Consider the following 16414-nt stretch of genomic DNA (forward strand, 5'->3'; position numbering starts at 1 on the left):
CCTCAACGAATGAAACGACGTGTAGCCCTCAGCACGCCGATCAGCCAGGAACAACTCAGCCTCAGCTTCGCAAAGCGCCTCAACATCGAGACCACCAGAGGCCATCCACCGGCTCACATGCGCGAACAAACGCACCTGATTCGCAGCCGACAACGGCGTATAGCCACTCCGGCCCAGCTCCTCAACGAAACCATCCCGAAACGGGACCAACGGGCCACACACCCGAACATCCAACGGACCACTCATCGTCACTCTCCTGTCCAATAGCGGACAGGAAGCCTCGATCAGAACCCCAGGATTATGCCGAACACGACAACCCAAACTCCGCGCTCACCAACACATCCGCACCACTGTTCGGCATAATCACGGATTCGGCATAATGTGGCTTATGCCGAATGCGGCATAAGCCGCAGAGCGGCGAGGCGTTTGAGGGGTTGGTGGGGCCGTTGCGGGAGTGCTCGATCAGGTGGTCGACCTCACACGCGCTCAACGAAACGTGACACCCGGGCCACACGCAACAGGTGTGGGGGGCGGTGGCTGCGGTGCGGGCCGACCCCGTGAACCGTCGGGCACGGCCAAGATCGATGACGACACCGTTGGCGTCGACGACGATCCGCCGGAACTGACTGAACAGGGTGGTCACCCCCGCTTCGGTCGGATCGACGTCGTGGCCGTCCTGGCTACGGCACATGAAGTCGTCGGGGTCGAACTTGGGTGGCCGGTCGTGCTCCATCGAGCGAAGCATCTCTTCGAACGCGGCGGCGGACCAGTGGATGTTGTGGATGAACCCGGGCGGGATCGCACCGTCGGGTGCGGTTGCGGCGACCTGGAAGATCCGGAACAACGCATCAGCGCGGCGTTGGGCCGGCGTGCGGTTCAGATCCGCGCCGGTCACCGCGTCGCCCAACCGGGCTTTTGCTTCGGCCCAATCGGCCTGAAATTCGGCTTCGACGAACACGTCGAAGATCTCGCGCATCTCAACGCCCTGCAACGACGCGAAGAAGCCGGTGAGGTCCCACGACGAGTCCCATGGGTTCGGCCGCAACGTGGCGTTGCGGTTCTTGTGGTTGCGTTCGTTGGCCGGTTCGGGACCGTCCTCGTCGATCAGCCGTTCCCACCGCCGCGTTTTCATTTCGAACTGTTTCGCCGACATGTTGTTCGCGTCGGCCAGGAGTTCGTCCTGGCGGGCCTCCATGGCCGGGGCGACCCGCTCGTTGGAGTGGACCCGACCGAGGAGGTGCATCTGCTCGGTGCCGATCTCGCCGTTCGACCATGCATCGGCCAGCATGGGGAGATCGCGGCACGCCTTCGCGGTCTTCTGCCGGGCTGACGATTCTGCCCCGGACAGCCTGGCGACATGCTGGGCCATCGTCCCAGCAGATGCATGCCCGTCATCGACATGCAACGCTCGCTGGTCGATGACACCGACCAGCAGGGTGGCCGCCGAGTCGACCCGGCGACGCAACACCTCGACCTCGCGGAGCCACATGATGGCGTCCTTGCCGTCGGCGGGCGCGACGCCTGCGGCAAACAGGCTGTCCAACGCCGTGTTGGCCTGATCGATGGCGGTTGCTGCTCCCGTCAAGAGCACCTTCGAACTCATGTTCCCATCGTAAAGAATGCCTGTGACAACGAAGCACGTCAGGATTGGGTCGATCAGAGCCCGAGCGTCCCTGCGGAACACCACCTGACACACCGGAACGATGTCCTGGCGGTCAAGAATCAGGCCACCCAGTGGCGCATCGCCCGGGTCAGGAGATGGTGCCGGATTCGCGGAGGCGTTGAACGATCACATCGGCGGCCTCGTCGGGTGACATGGCGAGGGTGTCGATGTGCACCTCGGGGTCATCGGGTGCCTCGTAGGGCGAGTCGATGCCGGTGAAGTTCTTCAGGTCGCCGCGTCTGGCCTTGGCGTACAGGCCTTTGACGTCGCGTGCCTCGGCCTCGGCCAAGGGGGTATCGACGAAGATCTCGACGAACCGTCCTTCGCCGGCGCGTTCGCGGGCCAACTGTCGCTCGGCCCGGAACGGTGAGATGAACGACACGAGCACCACCAGCCCGGCATCGGCCATGAGCCGCGTGACCTCGGCGATTCGGCGGATGTTCTCCACCCGGTCGGCGTCGGTGAAGCCCAGGTCGTGGTTGAGCCCGTGGCGCACGTTGTCACCGTCGAGGAGGAAGGTGTGAACGCCCTGGGCGTGCAGTTGGGCTTCGACCCGGTTGGCGATGGTGGACTTGCCTGAACCGGACAGGCCGGTCAACCACAGCACCGAGGCGCCGTGACCCTTGAGGGTGCCCCGTGACTCGGCCGTGACGTCAAGGGCCTGCCAGTGCACGTTCTGGCTGCGGCGCAGGGCGAACTGCAACATGCCGGCCCCCACGGTGGCGTTGGTCAGCCGGTCGATCAGAATGAAGCCGCCCATGTCGCGGTTGACCTCGTAGGGGTCGAACGGGATGGCGCGGTCGGTGGTGATGGTGCACACGCCGATCTCGTTGAGTCCCAGGGTCTTGGCCGCCAGGTGCTGCAGCGTGTTCACATCGACGGTGTGCTTCGGCGGCGACAGCGTGGCGCCGACGGTGGTGGCGCCCAGCTTCAGCAGGTAGGGGCGGCCGGGCAGCAACTCCTCCTCCTGCATCCACACGATGTGGGCTTCGAACTGATCGGCGATGGTGGGCGGGTCGGCGTCGGCGCACAGCACGTCACCCCTGCTGACATCGATCTCGTCGTCGAGCACGATGGTGACCGATTGCCCGGCGACGGCGCGGTCGAGCGGCCCGTCGAAGGTGGTGATCTCTGTGACAGTGCTGCGTTTGCCCGACGGCAGTGCCCTGATCGGGTCGCCCACAGCGATGTCGCCGCCGACGATGAGCCCCGAAAACCCGCGGAAGTCGAGGTTGGGGCGGTTGACCCACTGCACCGGCATGCGGAACGGACTGCGCGTGCCGCGGTCGGCGATCTCGACGGTTTCGAGGTGTTGGAGCAGGGTGGGCCCCCCGTACCAGGGAGTGTTGGGGCTGGCCGTGATGATGTTGTCGCCCTTGAGCGCCGAGATCGGGATGCACGTCACGTCGTCGATGCCCAGCTCGGAGGCCAGCTCCCGGTAACCGGCCTCGATGTCGTTGCAGATCTCCTGGGAGTAGTCGACCAGGTCGAGCTTGTTGATGGCGACGATCACGTGCTCGATGCCCAACAGCGACACCAGATAGCTGTGGCGGCGGGTCTGGGTGAGGAGGCCCTTGCGGGCGTCGACGAGGATGACGGCGGCGTCCGCGTTGGAGGCACCGGTGACCATGTTGCGGGTGTACTGCTCGTGGCCGGGCGTGTCGGCCACGATGAACTTGCGGCGCTCGGTGGAGAAGAACCGGTAGGCCACGTCGATGGTGATGCCCTGCTCACGCTCGGCGGACAAGCCATCGACCAGGAGCGCAAAGTCGAGGTCGCCGCCCTGGGTGCCGACCCGGCGCGAGTCGGCCTCGAGTGCTGCCAGGTGGTCGTCGAACACCAGATGCGACTCGTACAAGAGGCGCCCGATCAGGGTGCTCTTCCCATCATCCACGCTGCCGCAGGTGAGGAAGCGCAGCATGTCCTTGTGCTCGTGGACGTCGAGGTAGGCGTCGATGTCCTCGGCGATCAACGCGTTGACACCGTCCTGGATCGTTTGATCGGCCATCAGAAGTAGCCCTCCTGCTTCTTGGCCTCCATCGAACCCGACGCATCGAAGTCGATCACGCGGCCCTGACGCTCCGACGTGGTGGTCAACAACATCTCCTGAATCACCGCGGTCAGGGTGTCCGCGGTGGACTCCACCGCGCCGGTGAGGGGGTAGCAGCCGAGCGTGCGGAACCGAACGCTTCGCATCTGGGGCACCTCGCCCTCATCGAGCGGCATCCGGTCGTCGTCGACCATGATCAACACGCCGTCGCGTTCCACCACCGGTCGGGGCGCCGCCAGGTACAACGGCACGATGGGGATCTGCTCGCGGTGGATGTACTGCCAGATGTCCAGCTCGGTCCAGTTGGACAGCGGGAACACCCGCAGCGACTGTCCAGGCCGGTGGCGCACGTTGTAGGTGCGCCACAACTCGGGCCGCTGTGCCTTGGGATCCCAACGGTGCTGATCGGAGCGGATCGAGAAGATCCGCTCCTTGGCCCGCGACTTCTCCTCGTCGCGGCGTGCTCCACCGAAGGCAAGATCGAAGCGGTACTTGTCCAGTGCCTGCTTGAGCCCCTGGGTCTTCCACATGTCGGTGTGCACCGCCGAGCCATGATCAAACGGGTTGATGCCCCGCTCGATGCACTCGGGGTTCTGGTGGACCAACAGCTCCATCCCGGCCTCGGCCACCATCGAGTCCCGCAACTCGTACATCGCCTTGAACTTCCAGGTGGTGTCGACGTGTAGCAGCGGGAAGGGTGGAGCCGAGGGGTAAAAGGCTTTGCGGGCCAGGTGCAACATGGTGGCCGAGTCCTTGCCCACCGAATACAGCATCACCGGGTTCTCCGACTCGGAGACCGCCTCCCGCATGATCTGGATGCTCTCGGCCTCCAAACGCTGCAAGTGTGTCAGCCGCGCGGTGGCAATGGGCTCGGAGCGGGCGGGTTCGGTGTTCAGGGACTCGTCGGCCGTCGACGCGTAGGGGGACTCTGTGGTGGGGGACTGAAGGCTCATGAGAACGTCCAGGCTAGGGCCCCCGGACGCATTTCCGGCACACCTGCGCACAAAGCGGCGTTGTCGATGAGAAGGGCGCTGACATGACGATCAACGTTGAGGACCGGCTCCGCAGGGACCTCGGTCCCGTCGCCGACCTGCTGGCGACCTCCGGGTCCGATGACGTTGTGTCCCCCTCGTCATCGAGGGAGGCAACGCAGTCGAGTCGAAACGCGGTGCCAAGCAGGGTCGAGGTGCCGGTGAACCTGACGGCACCGATTGCCATCGCTACGACGCCACAGATTCCGTCCTGGTGCGTGGCTGTTCCTACCCGCGGTAGCATGGAAGTATGAAGCTGAGTGTCAGCCTTCCCGAGAGTGATGTGGAGTACCTGGACGCCTACGTGCAGGACCAACATCTTGGGTCTCGATCAGCTGCGGTTCAGAAGGCGGTACGACTACTTCGCGCCTCCGAGCTTGGTGCTGCCTACGAGGACGCGTGGACCGAGTGGGCGGACGGCGACGACCGAGCCCTCTGGGACGCGGCGGCCGCTGACGGTCTCGCCTGATGGGACGTGGAGAGATTCGCTGGGCGGACCTCGATCCAAGTCGTGGCGCCGAGGCGAACAAACGGCGCCCTGCGGTGATTGTGAGCAACGACGGTGCCAACACGACGGCTGCACGGTTGGGCCGCGGCGTGATCACCGTGGTTCCGGTCACGTCGAACATCGACCGGGTCTACCCGTTTCAGGTGTTGCTCCCCAGCGCCACTACGGGTCTTGCTCACGACTTCAAGGCGCAGGCCGAACAGGTTCGGTCGATCGCGGGTGAGCGGGTCGGATCGCTCATCGGGACGGTCACCGGTGTCCAACTGGCTGCACTCGATGAGGCGCTCCGGCTTCACCTGGCGCTCTGACTCCGCACGCATCTGGGATCGTCGCGGCTTCAGCCAGTCCGTGGGGAACAACGCTGGGAGCATTGGGTGCGAGCGGGTGGCAGGCGTACCCGGTGGATCTCCAAGGTCGCGGCAGGAGCGAGTGGGCGAAAGATGGGGACGACTCGCTGGACGACTCAGGTGTGGCCTGAAGGCCGCCCCGGTAGCGTCTCGGTCATGTCAGCAGATCCAGCAGCCATCCTCTCGGCCGTCGAGAGCTACATCAAGTTCTTCTCCACCAACGATCGGGCGGGCTACCTGTCGTTGTTTGCCGATGACGCCTGGGTGGAGGACCCGGTGGGCTCGCCCAAGCACCAGGGCCTCGACGCGATCGGCGCGTTCTGGGACGGCTCGCGCGAGCTGGCTCCAGAGATCGAGCTCCGCCTGATCAAGGTCAACGTGTGTGGCGGCGAGGTCGCGTTCCTCATGGAGATCCGACCGATGTTGGGCGACCAGCAGATGGTGATGACCGCCATCGACGTCATGACCTTCGACGATGACGCGCGTGTCACCACGTTGCGGGCCTACTTTGATATGTCCGAGATGCGTCTCGCCGACGACTGAACCCTGAAGGCCTCCCCACGGGTGGTGCTGGGCGCCCTCATTGGCCCGGTTTCTGACGAGGCGTCAGACTGGGGCAAACCAGGAGCAGGTTGGCCGTTGTGCAACCTGCCGATCGGGAGGATCACCATGGCCGAGGCCTACATCGTCGACGCAGTCCGAACCCCGGTGGGGCGACGGGGAGGGGGCCTCTCGGCCGTGCACCCGGCCGACCTGGGTGCCCACTCGCTCAAGGCGCTGATGGAGCGCACCGGCGTGGACCCGGGGGCAGTCGAGGATGTGATCTTCGGGTGTGTCGACACGATCGGTGGCCAGGCCGGCGACATCGCCCGCACCTGCTGGCTGGCGGCCGGGCTGCCGGACCACGTGCCGGGCACCACCATCGACCGCCAGTGCGGGTCGTCACAACAGGCCGTGCATTTTGCCGCCCAGGGGGTCATGTCGGGCACGTCGGACCTGATCGTGGCCGGCGGGGTGCAGCAAATGTCCACCATTCCGATCAGCTCGTCCATGTTGGTCGGCGACCAGTTCGGCTACCCGGACCCGTTCAGTGGCTCGTTGGGTTGGCAGGAGCGATACGGCGACCAGGAGGTCAGCCAGTTTCGTTCGGCGCAGATGATCGCCGACAAGTGGGACTGCAGCCGCGACGAGATGGAGTCCTTCGCGGTGGAGAGCCACGAGCGGGCCATCCGGGCACGGGCAGAAGGCCGTTTCGATGCCGAGATCGCCCCGTTTGGCGAGGTGATGGCGGACGAAGGACCCCGCGAACCCAATTGGGACAAGATCCGCAGCCTCCGGCCCTTGGAGGAGGGAGGCACGATCACTGCGGCGGTGGCCAGCCAGATCTCGGACGCGTCGGCGGCGTTGCTGATCGCCTCCGAGCAGGCGGTGGAGGACCACGGCCTTACGCCTCGGGCCCGTATCCACCACCTGTCGGTGCGCGCCGACGACCCCGTGTGGATGCTGACAGCGCCCATCCCGGCCACCCGTTACGCCCTTCAGAAGTCCGGCCTCACCATGGACGACATCGACCTGGTTGAGATCAACGAGGCGTTTGCCTCGGTGGTGCTGGCGTGGATGAAGGACCTGGAAGTGCCCCACGACAAAGTGAACGTCAACGGCGGAGCCATTGCGCTGGGGCACCCCCTCGGCGCCACCGGTGCCCGCCTGATGACCACCCTGCTCGGCGAGCTGGAGCGCACCGGTGGCCGGTACGGGCTGCAGACCATGTGTGAGGGTGGCGGTCAGGCCAACGTGACCATCATCGAACGCCTTGGTTCGTGACCCTCGGCTGAGGCCGCTCACGGCAATCGGCCGTGCGACACGTGCTCCGGCGCGAACTCCGGCACACTGGAGGCGTCTCCCCCATGCCATTCCCGACGTGAAGGCCCGCTGAAGCTCCGTGAACCAGGATGTGCTCAACACCTTTTATGCCCTGTTGACCGTCGCAGGTCAGCTGGGGTTGGTGCTGTGCGGTGCGCTGTGGCTGCTTCGGGGCCGCACGCCTTGGTGGTCGCAGCTGCGCCAGTCGGTGGCTCCGGCGGCGCTCTGGCTGGCCACGCTGGTGGCTGCGGTCGCCGTGTTCGGCAGCCTGCAGTTGTCGCTCGGCGCCGGGTACACCCCGTGCACCATGTGTTGGTACCAGCGCATCGCCATCTACCCGCTTGTGGTGGTGTGTGGCGTGGCGGCGCTCAGGCGCGACTCAGCCGTGCGTTTCACCGTGTGGCCGCTGGCAGCGATCGGCGCCGGCATCTCCACCTGGCATTACATCCACGAGCGTGTGCCTGAGACTGTTGGGGGCAGTTGCGACCCGACGGCGCCCTGCTCGATCCTGTGGATCTGGAAGCTGCACTACATCTCCATTCCCATGATGGCCTTCACGACGATGGCCCTGATCGCCACATTGGTGGCGATGGCGCCTCGCTCAGAACACGCCGAGGCCACCAGCTCCGATACCCAAACGTCACCAGCGACCCCACGAGGTTCCCATGAGTAATCGTCCCAAGCTGAGCGGCCGTCCCGCCATCCCCGGGTACACACAGAAGCCAGAGTCGACCGGCTCGGTTCCGGTGTGGGCGATCATCGCCGGCGTTGTGGTGGTGATCGTGATCGCCGCCGGCATCGCTCTGGGCGCGTCGGGCGGCGACGAAAAAAGTGCTGCGGGGAGCAAGGACAGCGCCCAGGCGGCGGACGCCGCGTACGGCGACAAGGCGACTTCGGAGTTCCGTCCGGTGAAGGTGGACGGCGAGGCCTTGCCGGCGTTCGAGCAGTCCGAGGGCGACGCGGCGATCGGCATGGCCGCCCCCAAGCTGACGGGTGCCAACTTTGTCAATGATCCGGTGACCGTCGGCGACGGTCCGGCCATGGTCGTGTTTGGTGCTCACTGGTGTCCGCACTGCCAGCGCGAGGTGCCCAAGCTCACCCAGTGGATCGACGGTGGCCTGCTCCCGGAGGGAGTCAGCGCCACGTTGGTGTCCACGGGCGTCAAGGAGGACGCCGGCTCCGAGCCCCCGACCGCCTGGGTGGCATCCACCGGCTGGGATGACCCCGTGCTGGTGGACAGCGCCCAGAGCGATGCGGCAACGGCCTACGGTCTCTCGGGGTTTCCCTACTTCGTGTTTCTCGATGCCGACGGCAACGTCACGCACCGTGCCTCGGGCGAGTTGCCCCAGGCACAGATCGAGCAGTACCTGTCGGAGATCGCCCCAAGCGCCAAGTAGGCATTGTCCTACCCTGGTAGTGGCTTGGCACCACCAGGACCAGCATCTCTTCGGGTCGGTTTCCATCTGCCCGAGGAACCGAACGCCCACAGGGGTACCAGCCGTTGGTTGTCGTCGAGCCAGACGTTGTCGCGGTTCCACCACAGGGCGCCCGACGCCGACGTACCGAAGATGCCGCCTGCCGGAGTCGCCGCTCGTCGTGGCTCGCACGGACCGCAGGTTGCCGTTGTGCTTGGTTGGGCTGCCCGCAGCCGTCGGCCTGACGTGTGCTGTTTAGAGGGTTCCTTCTGTCAGTAGGTGAGTCCGGGTACTGAGGATAGACCTGAAATCACATTCGTTTATCCACTAAAGCGAGCGTTGTTCGACCTGACCTTCGGTTGATGCAGAGGCATGTCCGTAAGCGGTGTGAGCCGACGGGGTGGTTTCAGCGCCGTGTTTCCTCCGCCCGCTACTGGGTGGTTGATGCAGCGATTCGAGCGAGGTGGCGGGCGATCGTGGCCGGGTCCTGCGCACCGGGGATGGCGAGGCGGCCGTCCAGGATGAAGGTCGGCACGGCGGTCACGTCATGTGCCATCGCATCCGCCAGTTCTGATCGCACCTCGTCCGTGCCGGTTCCCGATGCCAACACCTCGGTGGCCTGGTCGGTGTCCAGGCCCACTTCGGCTGCCCGGGCCGCCAACACGCGGTGGTCGGACACGTCCAGGCCCTCGTTGAAGTAGGCGGCCAGCAGTGACTCCTTCAGGGCGCTATGTTGACCCGGCAACCTCGCCGAGCCCGAGCCCGAGCCCGAGCCCGAGCCCGAGCCCGAGCCCGAGCCCGAGCCTGTGCTCGTGCTCGTCTCAGGGTTTTCTCCGACGGAGCCCGCCCACCACAGCAGCCGGTGGGCGTCAAAGGTGTTGGAGCGGATGGCGCGGTCGAGGTGGAACTCCAAGCCTTCGCCCGCGGCGGCTTCGGTCACCTGCGCCATGATCTGTTGGGCCCGGGCCGCGCCGCCGAACTTCTTGGCGTATGCCTCGGCGACCGGCTCGCCCTGCGCCGGCGCGCCAGGGTCAAGCTGGAACGGCATCCAGCGAACCCGCACCGGGGGGCACTCGGGGAGCGCCAGTGCCGCTTCAAATCGACGCTTTCCGATATAGCACCACGGGCACACCACATCGGAGTAGATGCGAACGTCGAGGGCATCGGCGCCAGTGGGGTTTGAGCCGGTCACATCAGGTCCGATGCCTGGCAGTGAGTGATATTTCATATGAGCCGAGCGGTCTGAGGAGTGGAACGCGTTGCACAACGCACCCTACGGTGACACGGCTCACTTCGGCATCCCAGGGGGAATCCACATGTTGCACAGGCGTCGATTGGCGATGCTCGCGGCCGTACCTTTACTGGTGGGGTCCGCGCTCACCGCTTGCTCCGGCAATGATGACGCCGCAGCGAAGAAGGCGCCGGCGGGTGACCCGGTTGCCAAGTTCGTGCGCACCGCCCCGGGCATGGCTGCCCCCAGCGCGGCCGAACTGGGCCCACACGAGGACGAGGCGACCGGACTGACGATCACCCCCGGGGTGGAGACGCTGACCGTGACCGGCGCCAAGAAGTCGGCGGCGGTGGCGCTGGAGAACTCCGATGGGCAGGTCATCCTGACGCTGCTGGCCGACGACGAGGGCCAGGCGCATTTCGCCTACATCCCAGACAAACCCCTGACGGTGCAATCCGGTGAGGGTGACCTTCCGACGATCGATGGCGATGTGCTGTTCCCCGGTATCTATCGGGTCCGGTTTGGTGGCAAAATCAGCGCCGACGTGCGCGTGTTGGGCGTCGATGAGGTCGCAGGCGACGATTTTTACGCAAAGCAGAAGCTTGGCGACGGGTTCGGTTACGTCACGATGCGCGACGGGGTCACGCTGTCGGTCGACGTGTCTCTTCCGGGCCCGATTGAAGACGGTCCCTATCCGACCGTGGTGGAATACAGCGGCTATTCACCCTCCAAGCCCGATGAACCCCAACCGGGCTCGATGATCGCGGGCCTCCTCGGGTTCGCCACCGTCGGTGTCAACATGCGGGGCACCGGTTGCTCGGGTGGCGTTTTCGAGGTGTTCAACCCGGCCCAGCAGGCCGATGGCTACGACGCAATCGAGGCGATTGCCGCCCAAAGCTGGGTGAAGGGTAACAAGGTGGGCATGGTGGGACTGTCCTATGCGGGCATCGCCCAGTTGTATGTGGCCTCGACCAGGCCGCCTCACCTGGCGGCCATCGCACCGCAGTCGGTGATCGACGACCCTTGGCGCGAGCAGTGGCCGGGAGGCGTCTACAACGGCGGGTTCACCAAGCAGTGGTTGGAGGAGCGCACCAGGCAGGCCGAAGCCGGCGGCCAGTCCTGGGATGGCGAGCGCATCGCCAAAGGCGACAAGACCTGTGGCGCCAACCAGTTGATCCGCAGCCAAAACCTGGACTTCGGCAAGTTCGGCAAGGCGCTCGTGAACTTCCCGCCTTCGGCGGCGGCCCGGTTCCTCCAGTTGCTCGTGCCGCGTATCGAAGTGCCAACGTTCCTCACCGGCGGGTATCAGGATGAACAGACCGGCGGACGATTCCCCTATCTGTTCAACAAGTTCGACCCCGACACGTTTCATCGCTTCAAGCTCTACAACGGGCACCACCCCGATGGGTACAGCCCGATGCTGATCACCGACTGGTATGAGTTCCTGTCCTTCTACGTCGCCGGCGAGATCCCCAACATCGCCGACGGGATCCGTCAGGCATCAGGCTCAGTGTTCGAGGAGAACTTCGGCATCGATCAAAACTTCGGGGAAAACCGCTTCGCCGATCATCTGCCGGACGACTTCGAGGGTGCCAAGGCGGCCTACGACGCCGAGTCGCCGGTGCAGGTGCTGGTCGAGTCAGGCGCCGACACCAACCCGGTCGGTACCACGGGCGAGCGGGTGCGCTGGGACTTCGACCAGTATCCACCCAAGGATGCCAAGAAGACCACCTGGTATTTCGACGACGATCGGCTACTCAGCGATGCTGCGCCGTCCGGGGAGGGCGCAGACAGCTTCGAATACGAACCGGATTCCGGAAGGCTGGCGACCACCTCCGCAAGCTCCACCGACTTTCAGTACTCTCAGACGAAGCTACCCATTCACTATGAGCAGGCCCCGGAGGGCAACCTGGTGGCCTACGCAACACCAGAGCTGACCAACGACCTGGTGCTGGCCGGCCCTGGCTACCTCGACATGTGGGTGAAGCCGGGCGCTGACGACGGCGCAGTGCAGGTGGATCTCACCGAGGTGCGTCCCGATGGCGAGGAAACCTACGTCCAGTCTGGTTGGCTCGCCCTGCAACACGCCGGGGAGTATGCCGAGCTGACCGATGAGTATCAGGTGGAGTACACCTTCATTCAACGTGACCGGGAGGTGCTCAAGCCGGACGAATGGGTGCATCGACGGGTGCCGATCATGGGCGTCACCCACATCTTCCGCAAGGGCTCCAGGCTGCGCGTCAGCGTGCAGAGTCCCGGCCGAAGCCGACCGTTGTGGTCGTTCGTCAATCCCGAGGCGCCCGCCGATACGCAGGTGACCATCGGCCGAGGTGGCGAACACGCCACCAGCCTGGTGATGCCCAAGGTCGACGGCCTGGAGATTCCTGAAGGTCTGCCCGCATGCAACACGCTGCGGGGTCAACCTTGCCGCGACTACATCGAGGTCTCAAACACCCCTGCCGGCGAGTAGCGGCGAGCGGGTCGGTCAGGCCGGCGTTCCTGCGAGCACCGCCTGGGCGGCGTTCCAGCCGCACATTCCGTGCACCCCGGCTCCTGGCGGCGTCGAGGCGGAGCACAACCAGATGCCCGGGTTGCCGGTGGCGTAGGGATGCGGGGTGAGCCGCGGCCGTGCGATCAACCCGAGCCCGGCCAGTGATCCGCCGGTGATGTCGCCGCCGGGATGGTTGGGGTTGTCGGCGGCCAGGTCATGGGGTGAGCGCACGGCGCGGGCCAGGATCAGGTCGCGGAAACCGGGTGCAAAGCGCTCGATCTGGGCCTCGATGGCGTCGGTGCGATCCTCGGTGGAACCGTTGGGCACATGGCAGTAGCCCCACAGCACCGCCTTGCCGGCGGGTGCGCGCGTGGGATCGACCGTCGCGGGCTGTGCGGCCAGTACAAAGGGCCGCGCCGGGTTGCGACCGCGCACCACCTCGGCCTCGGCGGCAGCGATCTCGGCGGCCGTGCCCCCAAGGTGGACGGTGGAGGCCAGGTGGGCGTCGGGATTGGTCCACGGCACCGGGCCGTCGAGCGCCCAGTCCACCTTGAACACGCCTGGGCCGCGTCGGCGCCCGGCGAAGGAGCGACGCACCCGTCGGGGGATCGCCGCCCCGGCGATGGCGGCCAACGCAGCCGCGTCGGTGTCGAAGATGGCCACGTCGTGCGGGGGGAGGTCGCCCAGCGTGCGCACCGTTGTGTCACACCGAATCTCGCCGCCCAGTTCATGGAGGTAACCGAGCAGCGCTGCGCTGATGGCGGCGGAACCACCCGCGGCAATTGGCCAGCCGCTCTGGTGCGCCGGGGCCATCAACGCCAGGGCCAGTGCGGTGGTCAGCGGCCGGTTGAGCGGGAGGAACGAGTGGGCGGCGTTACCGGCCAGCAGCGCACCGGCCTCCGGGGTGGCGAAGTAGCGATCGGACACCATGGTCGCGGGCGTGATGCCGGCCAGTCCCAGGCGGGCCAAAACGACCGGATGGCGAGGCACCCGCAGCATCGGACCAAGAAAGGCATCGGCAAGCTTGGGCCAGTTGTCGCTCAGGGGGCCCATCATGGCCCGGTACGCGTCGCCGTCGGCGCCGAGCCCGGCGGCGGTCTCCTCGAGGGAGTGACGCAGAACGCCTGCTCGACCGTCGTCCAGGGGATGGACAAGGGGAATGTCGTGGTGCAGCCAGCGGAGCCCGTGGCGCTCCAGTGGCCACCGGGAGAATGCCGGCGACCCGCCTCCCAGCGGGTGGACCGCCGAGCACACGTCGTGACGAAACCCGGGCAGCGTCAGCGCCTCGGTGCGGGTGCCTCCCCCCGGGGTGGCGTTGCCCTCCAGCACCAACACGCTGCGGCCCGCCGCCGCCAAGGTGACTGCGGCCGCCAGACCGTTGGGGCCGGAGCCCACCACCACCACATCCCAGCGTTCTCTCACATCGGCACCGTCACGCCACCAGTGTGCCCGCCCGGCGCCGTTGTCACACAGGTCCCGCCGTTCCTGATACAACGTCAGATCCGGCTTGGGCGTGAAGCCCACCGGGTTCGATCGACCCACAGGAGTACCCCATGGCCGAGGCCAGCAGCACCGACCGCCCCCTTGACGAGCAGGTTCGGCTGGAGATCGTCGACCAGGTGGCCTGGATCACCATCGATCGGCCCGAGAAGGGCAATGCACTCTCGCCGCCGTGTCGCGACCGCATCCGCGACCTGATCAATGAGCTCAACGGCAGCTACGCCGCCCGCGCCATCGTGCTGACCGCCGCAGGTGACAAGCTCTTTTGCCCCGGCGCAGACCTGAGCCACCGGGTTCCTTCGGAGCGCCCCGAAGGTGTGCCCGAGCGAGCGGTTGGCGACGCACGCCGGATGATGCTCGACGGGCAGTACACGCTGTTTCCCGCCATCCTCGACAGCGAGCTGCCGATCATCGCCGCGGTCAACGGAACGGCTGCCGGCATGGGCGCACACCTGGCATTCGCCTGCGACCTGGTGATCGCCGCAGAAGGCACCAAGTTCATCGAGGTGTTCAGCCGTCGGGGCTTGGTGGTCGACGCCCTGGGTGCCTACCTCCTGCCCCGCACCATCGGCCTCCACAAGGCGAAGGAATTGGTGTTGTTCGCCGACGACCTGCCGGTGGCCGAAGCTGAGCGGCTGGGTCTGGTCAACAAGGTGGTGCCCCGAGACGAGTTGGCGGCGACCGCGGGGGAGTGGGCCGGGCGGCTTGCATCCGGGCCCACCAAGGCACTTGGCCTGTCGAAGTGGCTGTTGAACCAGAGCTTCGACGTGGATCGCGCCACGATGATGAGCAACGAGGCCATCGCCGTGGAGCTCAATACCCACTCGGAAGACTTCGCCGAGGGCATGGCGTCGTTCCGCGAGCGACGCGATCCGGTCTGGCGCGGCTACTGATCGCAGGCCGACCGGCCCCGGGGACCCGGTTCACCGGACATGAAGATAATTCGTTGGTTAGGGTTTGTGGACTCGTCGAATGACGGGGCGGCGAGCACGTTCTTGCCGATCAACCAGGAGGTAGGACCAGTGAATTCCCACCATGAAGCACCTGCCGCCGTCGAGGCGATGCGGCCTCGACGGCGAGCAACGACGGCCTTGCTCGCCACCCTGATGTTGCTGATGGGCCTCGTTGGCGTCGTCGCCACCTCCGGGCCTGCGGGCGCGATGACCGCCGACAGCGGAACCCAAGGACAGATCAACAAAACCGGTGACGGCGACGGGGCCGCGGGCAGCGTGGGTTGGTGCAACGGCTTTCTCGGTACGGGATTGCCGGTCGACTACCGCTATCACCTCGACGGGTGGAACACGGTGTGGCAGATGAGTAAGGACGGCGGCGCCACTTGGGCCGATGCGCCAAACGGCTCCACGTTCGCCAACGGCGACCAGGTGAGGGTCACCTTCAACGCCACCAGCGGCACCGCCCTCGGTAACGAGATCTTCTCTCAGACCCACGCTGGAGGCTCAACATCGGCCCTGACGTCCACACTCAGCGTGCAGAATGCGTCGGTCAGCCCGCTGACAACCGCAACAGGCGTGGCCGGGGTTCCCAATCCCGGCGGAGCGGTCCGATACGTCAACGACTTCAGCGTGACCGCCGGGCCCTTCACGATGAGCGCCGGCAGCCCGAACACGGCGGTGTTCGATGTGACGAACCTCAAGATCGATTCCAGCAACAGGTCCGACTGCAACGCCGGGTTCGATGTGGCCGCGAAGGACTTGAGCTTCACCATCGTGCGAGAGCCGGTCAACCTGTGCTTGAACCCACCACCGGCCGGCTTCATCGACGTGGCCCCCGGGCAGTACTACTCCCTGCCGATCGACTGGTTGGTGGCCAAGGGCATCACCGATGGAACCCTCCCCGGAATGTTCTCGCCGACCCAAAAGGTCACCCGGGGCCAGATGGCCATGTTCCTCTGGAGGTATGCCGACTCTCCAACCGGCGCTCCTGACAACGGGTTTAACGACGTGTCTGCCCTCGACTACTACAACGACGCAGTTTCATGGCTGGTCGACGAAGGCATCACCGGTGGTACCGGTCCGGGCACGTTCTCACCCAACGCTCCGGTGAAGCGCAAGGACATGGCGGTGTTCATCTGGACTGCGGAGGGTTCACCCGCACCTACCGGGGCCAACCTCTTCACTGACATCCCCGCCAATCAGTACTACACCGATGCGGTGACGTGGATGGCGGAGCAGGGGATCACGGGCGGCACCGGCCCGGGCACGTTCTCGCCCAACGCTTCGATCATCCGACGCGACATGGCCGTGTTCCTCTACAAGCGCAGCTGCGGAGCACTGCTGACCTGACGAAACAAGAAC

At 65.9% G+C, this 16414-nt stretch carries 14 protein-coding genes and 1 pseudogene; 9 read left to right on the forward strand and 6 right to left on the reverse strand.

Going from position 1 to position 16414, the window contains the following annotated elements:
• The 4 genes and pseudogenes from MPARV_RS25600 to cysD form a co-directional block, all read right to left on the reverse strand.
• Positions 1-246 (reverse strand): annotated as a pseudogene (locus tag MPARV_RS25600) (site-specific integrase); the annotation flags it as partial.
• A 52-nt stretch (positions 247-298) separates the two neighbouring features.
• Positions 299-1603, reverse strand: a complete 1305-nt coding sequence (locus MPARV_RS22855; protein ID WP_081582352.1) for an HNH endonuclease signature motif containing protein — start codon at positions 1601-1603, stop codon at positions 299-301.
• A gap of 148 nt (positions 1604-1751) precedes the next feature.
• The gene (cysN, locus tag MPARV_RS0113255; RefSeq protein ID WP_020378616.1) at positions 1752-3671 is read right to left on the reverse strand and encodes a sulfate adenylyltransferase subunit CysN; all 1920 of its coding nucleotides are present in this window, start codon (positions 3669-3671) and stop codon (positions 1752-1754) included.
• Positions 3671-4666: a sulfate adenylyltransferase subunit CysD gene (gene cysD, locus MPARV_RS0113260; protein ID WP_012227976.1), complete on the reverse strand. Its 996-nt coding sequence runs from the start codon at positions 4664-4666 to the stop codon at positions 3671-3673. The genes cysN and cysD overlap by 1 nt, the downstream gene beginning before the upstream one ends.
• Before the next feature lie 328 nt (positions 4667-4994).
• Here cysD and MPARV_RS0113270 point away from each other — a divergent pair, with 328 nt between their 5' ends.
• The 6 genes from MPARV_RS0113270 to MPARV_RS0113295 all read left to right on the forward strand — a co-directional run bounded on the left by MPARV_RS0113270 (position 4995) and on the right by MPARV_RS0113295 (position 8859).
• Positions 4995-5213, forward strand: a complete 219-nt coding sequence (locus tag MPARV_RS0113270) for a ribbon-helix-helix domain-containing protein (RefSeq protein ID WP_012227986.1) — start codon at positions 4995-4997, stop codon at positions 5211-5213.
• Complete coding sequence (locus MPARV_RS0113275) at positions 5210-5560, forward strand: type II toxin-antitoxin system PemK/MazF family toxin (RefSeq protein WP_031278585.1); 351 nt, start codon at positions 5210-5212, stop codon at positions 5558-5560. The genes MPARV_RS0113270 and MPARV_RS0113275 overlap by 4 nt, the downstream gene beginning before the upstream one ends.
• 195 nt (positions 5561-5755) lie before the next feature.
• Positions 5756-6142, forward strand: coding sequence for a nuclear transport factor 2 family protein (locus tag MPARV_RS0113280; protein ID WP_020378619.1), 387 nt, complete (start codon positions 5756-5758; stop codon positions 6140-6142).
• A gap of 126 nt (positions 6143-6268) precedes the next feature.
• A complete protein-coding gene (locus MPARV_RS0113285; RefSeq protein ID WP_031278587.1) occupies positions 6269-7423 on the forward strand; it encodes an acetyl-CoA C-acetyltransferase in 1155 nt (384 codons plus the stop codon).
• 118 nt (positions 7424-7541) lie between these two features.
• Positions 7542-8135, forward strand: a complete 594-nt coding sequence (locus MPARV_RS0113290) for a disulfide bond formation protein B (RefSeq protein WP_012227990.1) — start codon at positions 7542-7544, stop codon at positions 8133-8135.
• Positions 8128-8859: a TlpA family protein disulfide reductase gene (locus MPARV_RS0113295; protein WP_012227991.1), complete on the forward strand. Its 732-nt coding sequence runs from the start codon at positions 8128-8130 to the stop codon at positions 8857-8859. Before MPARV_RS0113290 ends, MPARV_RS0113295 begins: the two co-directional genes overlap by 8 nt.
• A gap of 448 nt (positions 8860-9307) precedes the next feature.
• Here the strand turns inward: MPARV_RS0113295 and MPARV_RS0113300 are convergent, their stop codons facing one another.
• Complete coding sequence (locus tag MPARV_RS0113300) at positions 9308-10069, reverse strand: DsbA family oxidoreductase (RefSeq protein ID WP_020378620.1); 762 nt, start codon at positions 10067-10069, stop codon at positions 9308-9310.
• A 67-nt stretch (positions 10070-10136) separates the two neighbouring features.
• On the opposite strand from MPARV_RS0113300, the gene MPARV_RS0113305 reads away from it, so the two are divergent.
• Positions 10137-12578 carry a CocE/NonD family hydrolase gene (locus MPARV_RS0113305; protein WP_238538871.1) on the forward strand — a complete coding sequence of 814 codons (2442 nt, stop codon included), beginning with the start codon at positions 10137-10139 and terminating at the stop codon, positions 12576-12578.
• A 15-nt stretch (positions 12579-12593) separates the two neighbouring features.
• Here the strand turns inward: MPARV_RS0113305 and MPARV_RS0113310 are convergent, their stop codons facing one another.
• Entirely contained in the window at positions 12594-14141 is a 1548-nt protein-coding gene (locus MPARV_RS0113310) for a phytoene desaturase family protein (RefSeq protein ID WP_202948839.1), read from the reverse strand.
• Between the two features lie 11 nt (positions 14142-14152).
• Here MPARV_RS0113310 and MPARV_RS0113315 point away from each other — a divergent pair, with 11 nt between their 5' ends.
• Together MPARV_RS0113315 and MPARV_RS0113320 are read left to right on the forward strand one after the other, a co-directional pair.
• Positions 14153-14992 (forward strand): enoyl-CoA hydratase/isomerase family protein, encoded by an 840-nt coding sequence (locus tag MPARV_RS0113315; RefSeq protein WP_012228006.1) that lies wholly within the window; start codon positions 14153-14155, stop codon positions 14990-14992.
• Between the two features lie 129 nt (positions 14993-15121).
• Positions 15122-16402, forward strand: a complete 1281-nt coding sequence (locus MPARV_RS0113320) for an S-layer homology domain-containing protein (RefSeq protein WP_172636585.1) — start codon at positions 15122-15124, stop codon at positions 16400-16402.
• The last annotated feature ends 12 nt before the right edge of the window (positions 16403-16414 follow it).

Origin of the sequence: Candidatus Microthrix parvicella Bio17-1, assembly GCF_000299415.1 — a bacterium.
GTDB classification, from domain to species: Bacteria; Actinomycetota; Acidimicrobiia; order Acidimicrobiales; family Microtrichaceae; genus Microthrix; species Microthrix parvicella.

What these genes read in the sequence shown, in the direction of transcription:
- MPARV_RS22855 (WP_081582352.1), bottom strand. Translation starts at nt 1,603, where the DNA reads ATGAGTTCGAAGGTGCTCTTGACGGGAGCAGCAACCGCCATCGATCAG.
- cysN (WP_020378616.1), bottom strand. Translation starts at nt 3,671, where the DNA reads ATGGCCGATCAAACGATCCAGGACGGTGTCAACGCGTTGATCGCCGAG.
- cysD (WP_012227976.1), bottom strand. Translation starts at nt 4,666, where the DNA reads ATGAGCCTTCAGTCCCCCACCACAGAGTCCCCCTACGCGTCGACGGCC.
- MPARV_RS0113270 (WP_012227986.1), top strand. Translation starts at nt 4,995, where the DNA reads ATGAAGCTGAGTGTCAGCCTTCCCGAGAGTGATGTGGAGTACCTGGAC.
- MPARV_RS0113280 (WP_020378619.1), top strand. Translation starts at nt 5,756, where the DNA reads ATGTCAGCAGATCCAGCAGCCATCCTCTCGGCCGTCGAGAGCTACATC.
- MPARV_RS0113285 (WP_031278587.1), top strand. Translation starts at nt 6,269, where the DNA reads ATGGCCGAGGCCTACATCGTCGACGCAGTCCGAACCCCGGTGGGGCGA.
- MPARV_RS0113295 (WP_012227991.1), top strand. Translation starts at nt 8,128, where the DNA reads ATGAGTAATCGTCCCAAGCTGAGCGGCCGTCCCGCCATCCCCGGGTAC.
- MPARV_RS0113315 (WP_012228006.1), top strand. Translation starts at nt 14,153, where the DNA reads ATGGCCGAGGCCAGCAGCACCGACCGCCCCCTTGACGAGCAGGTTCGG.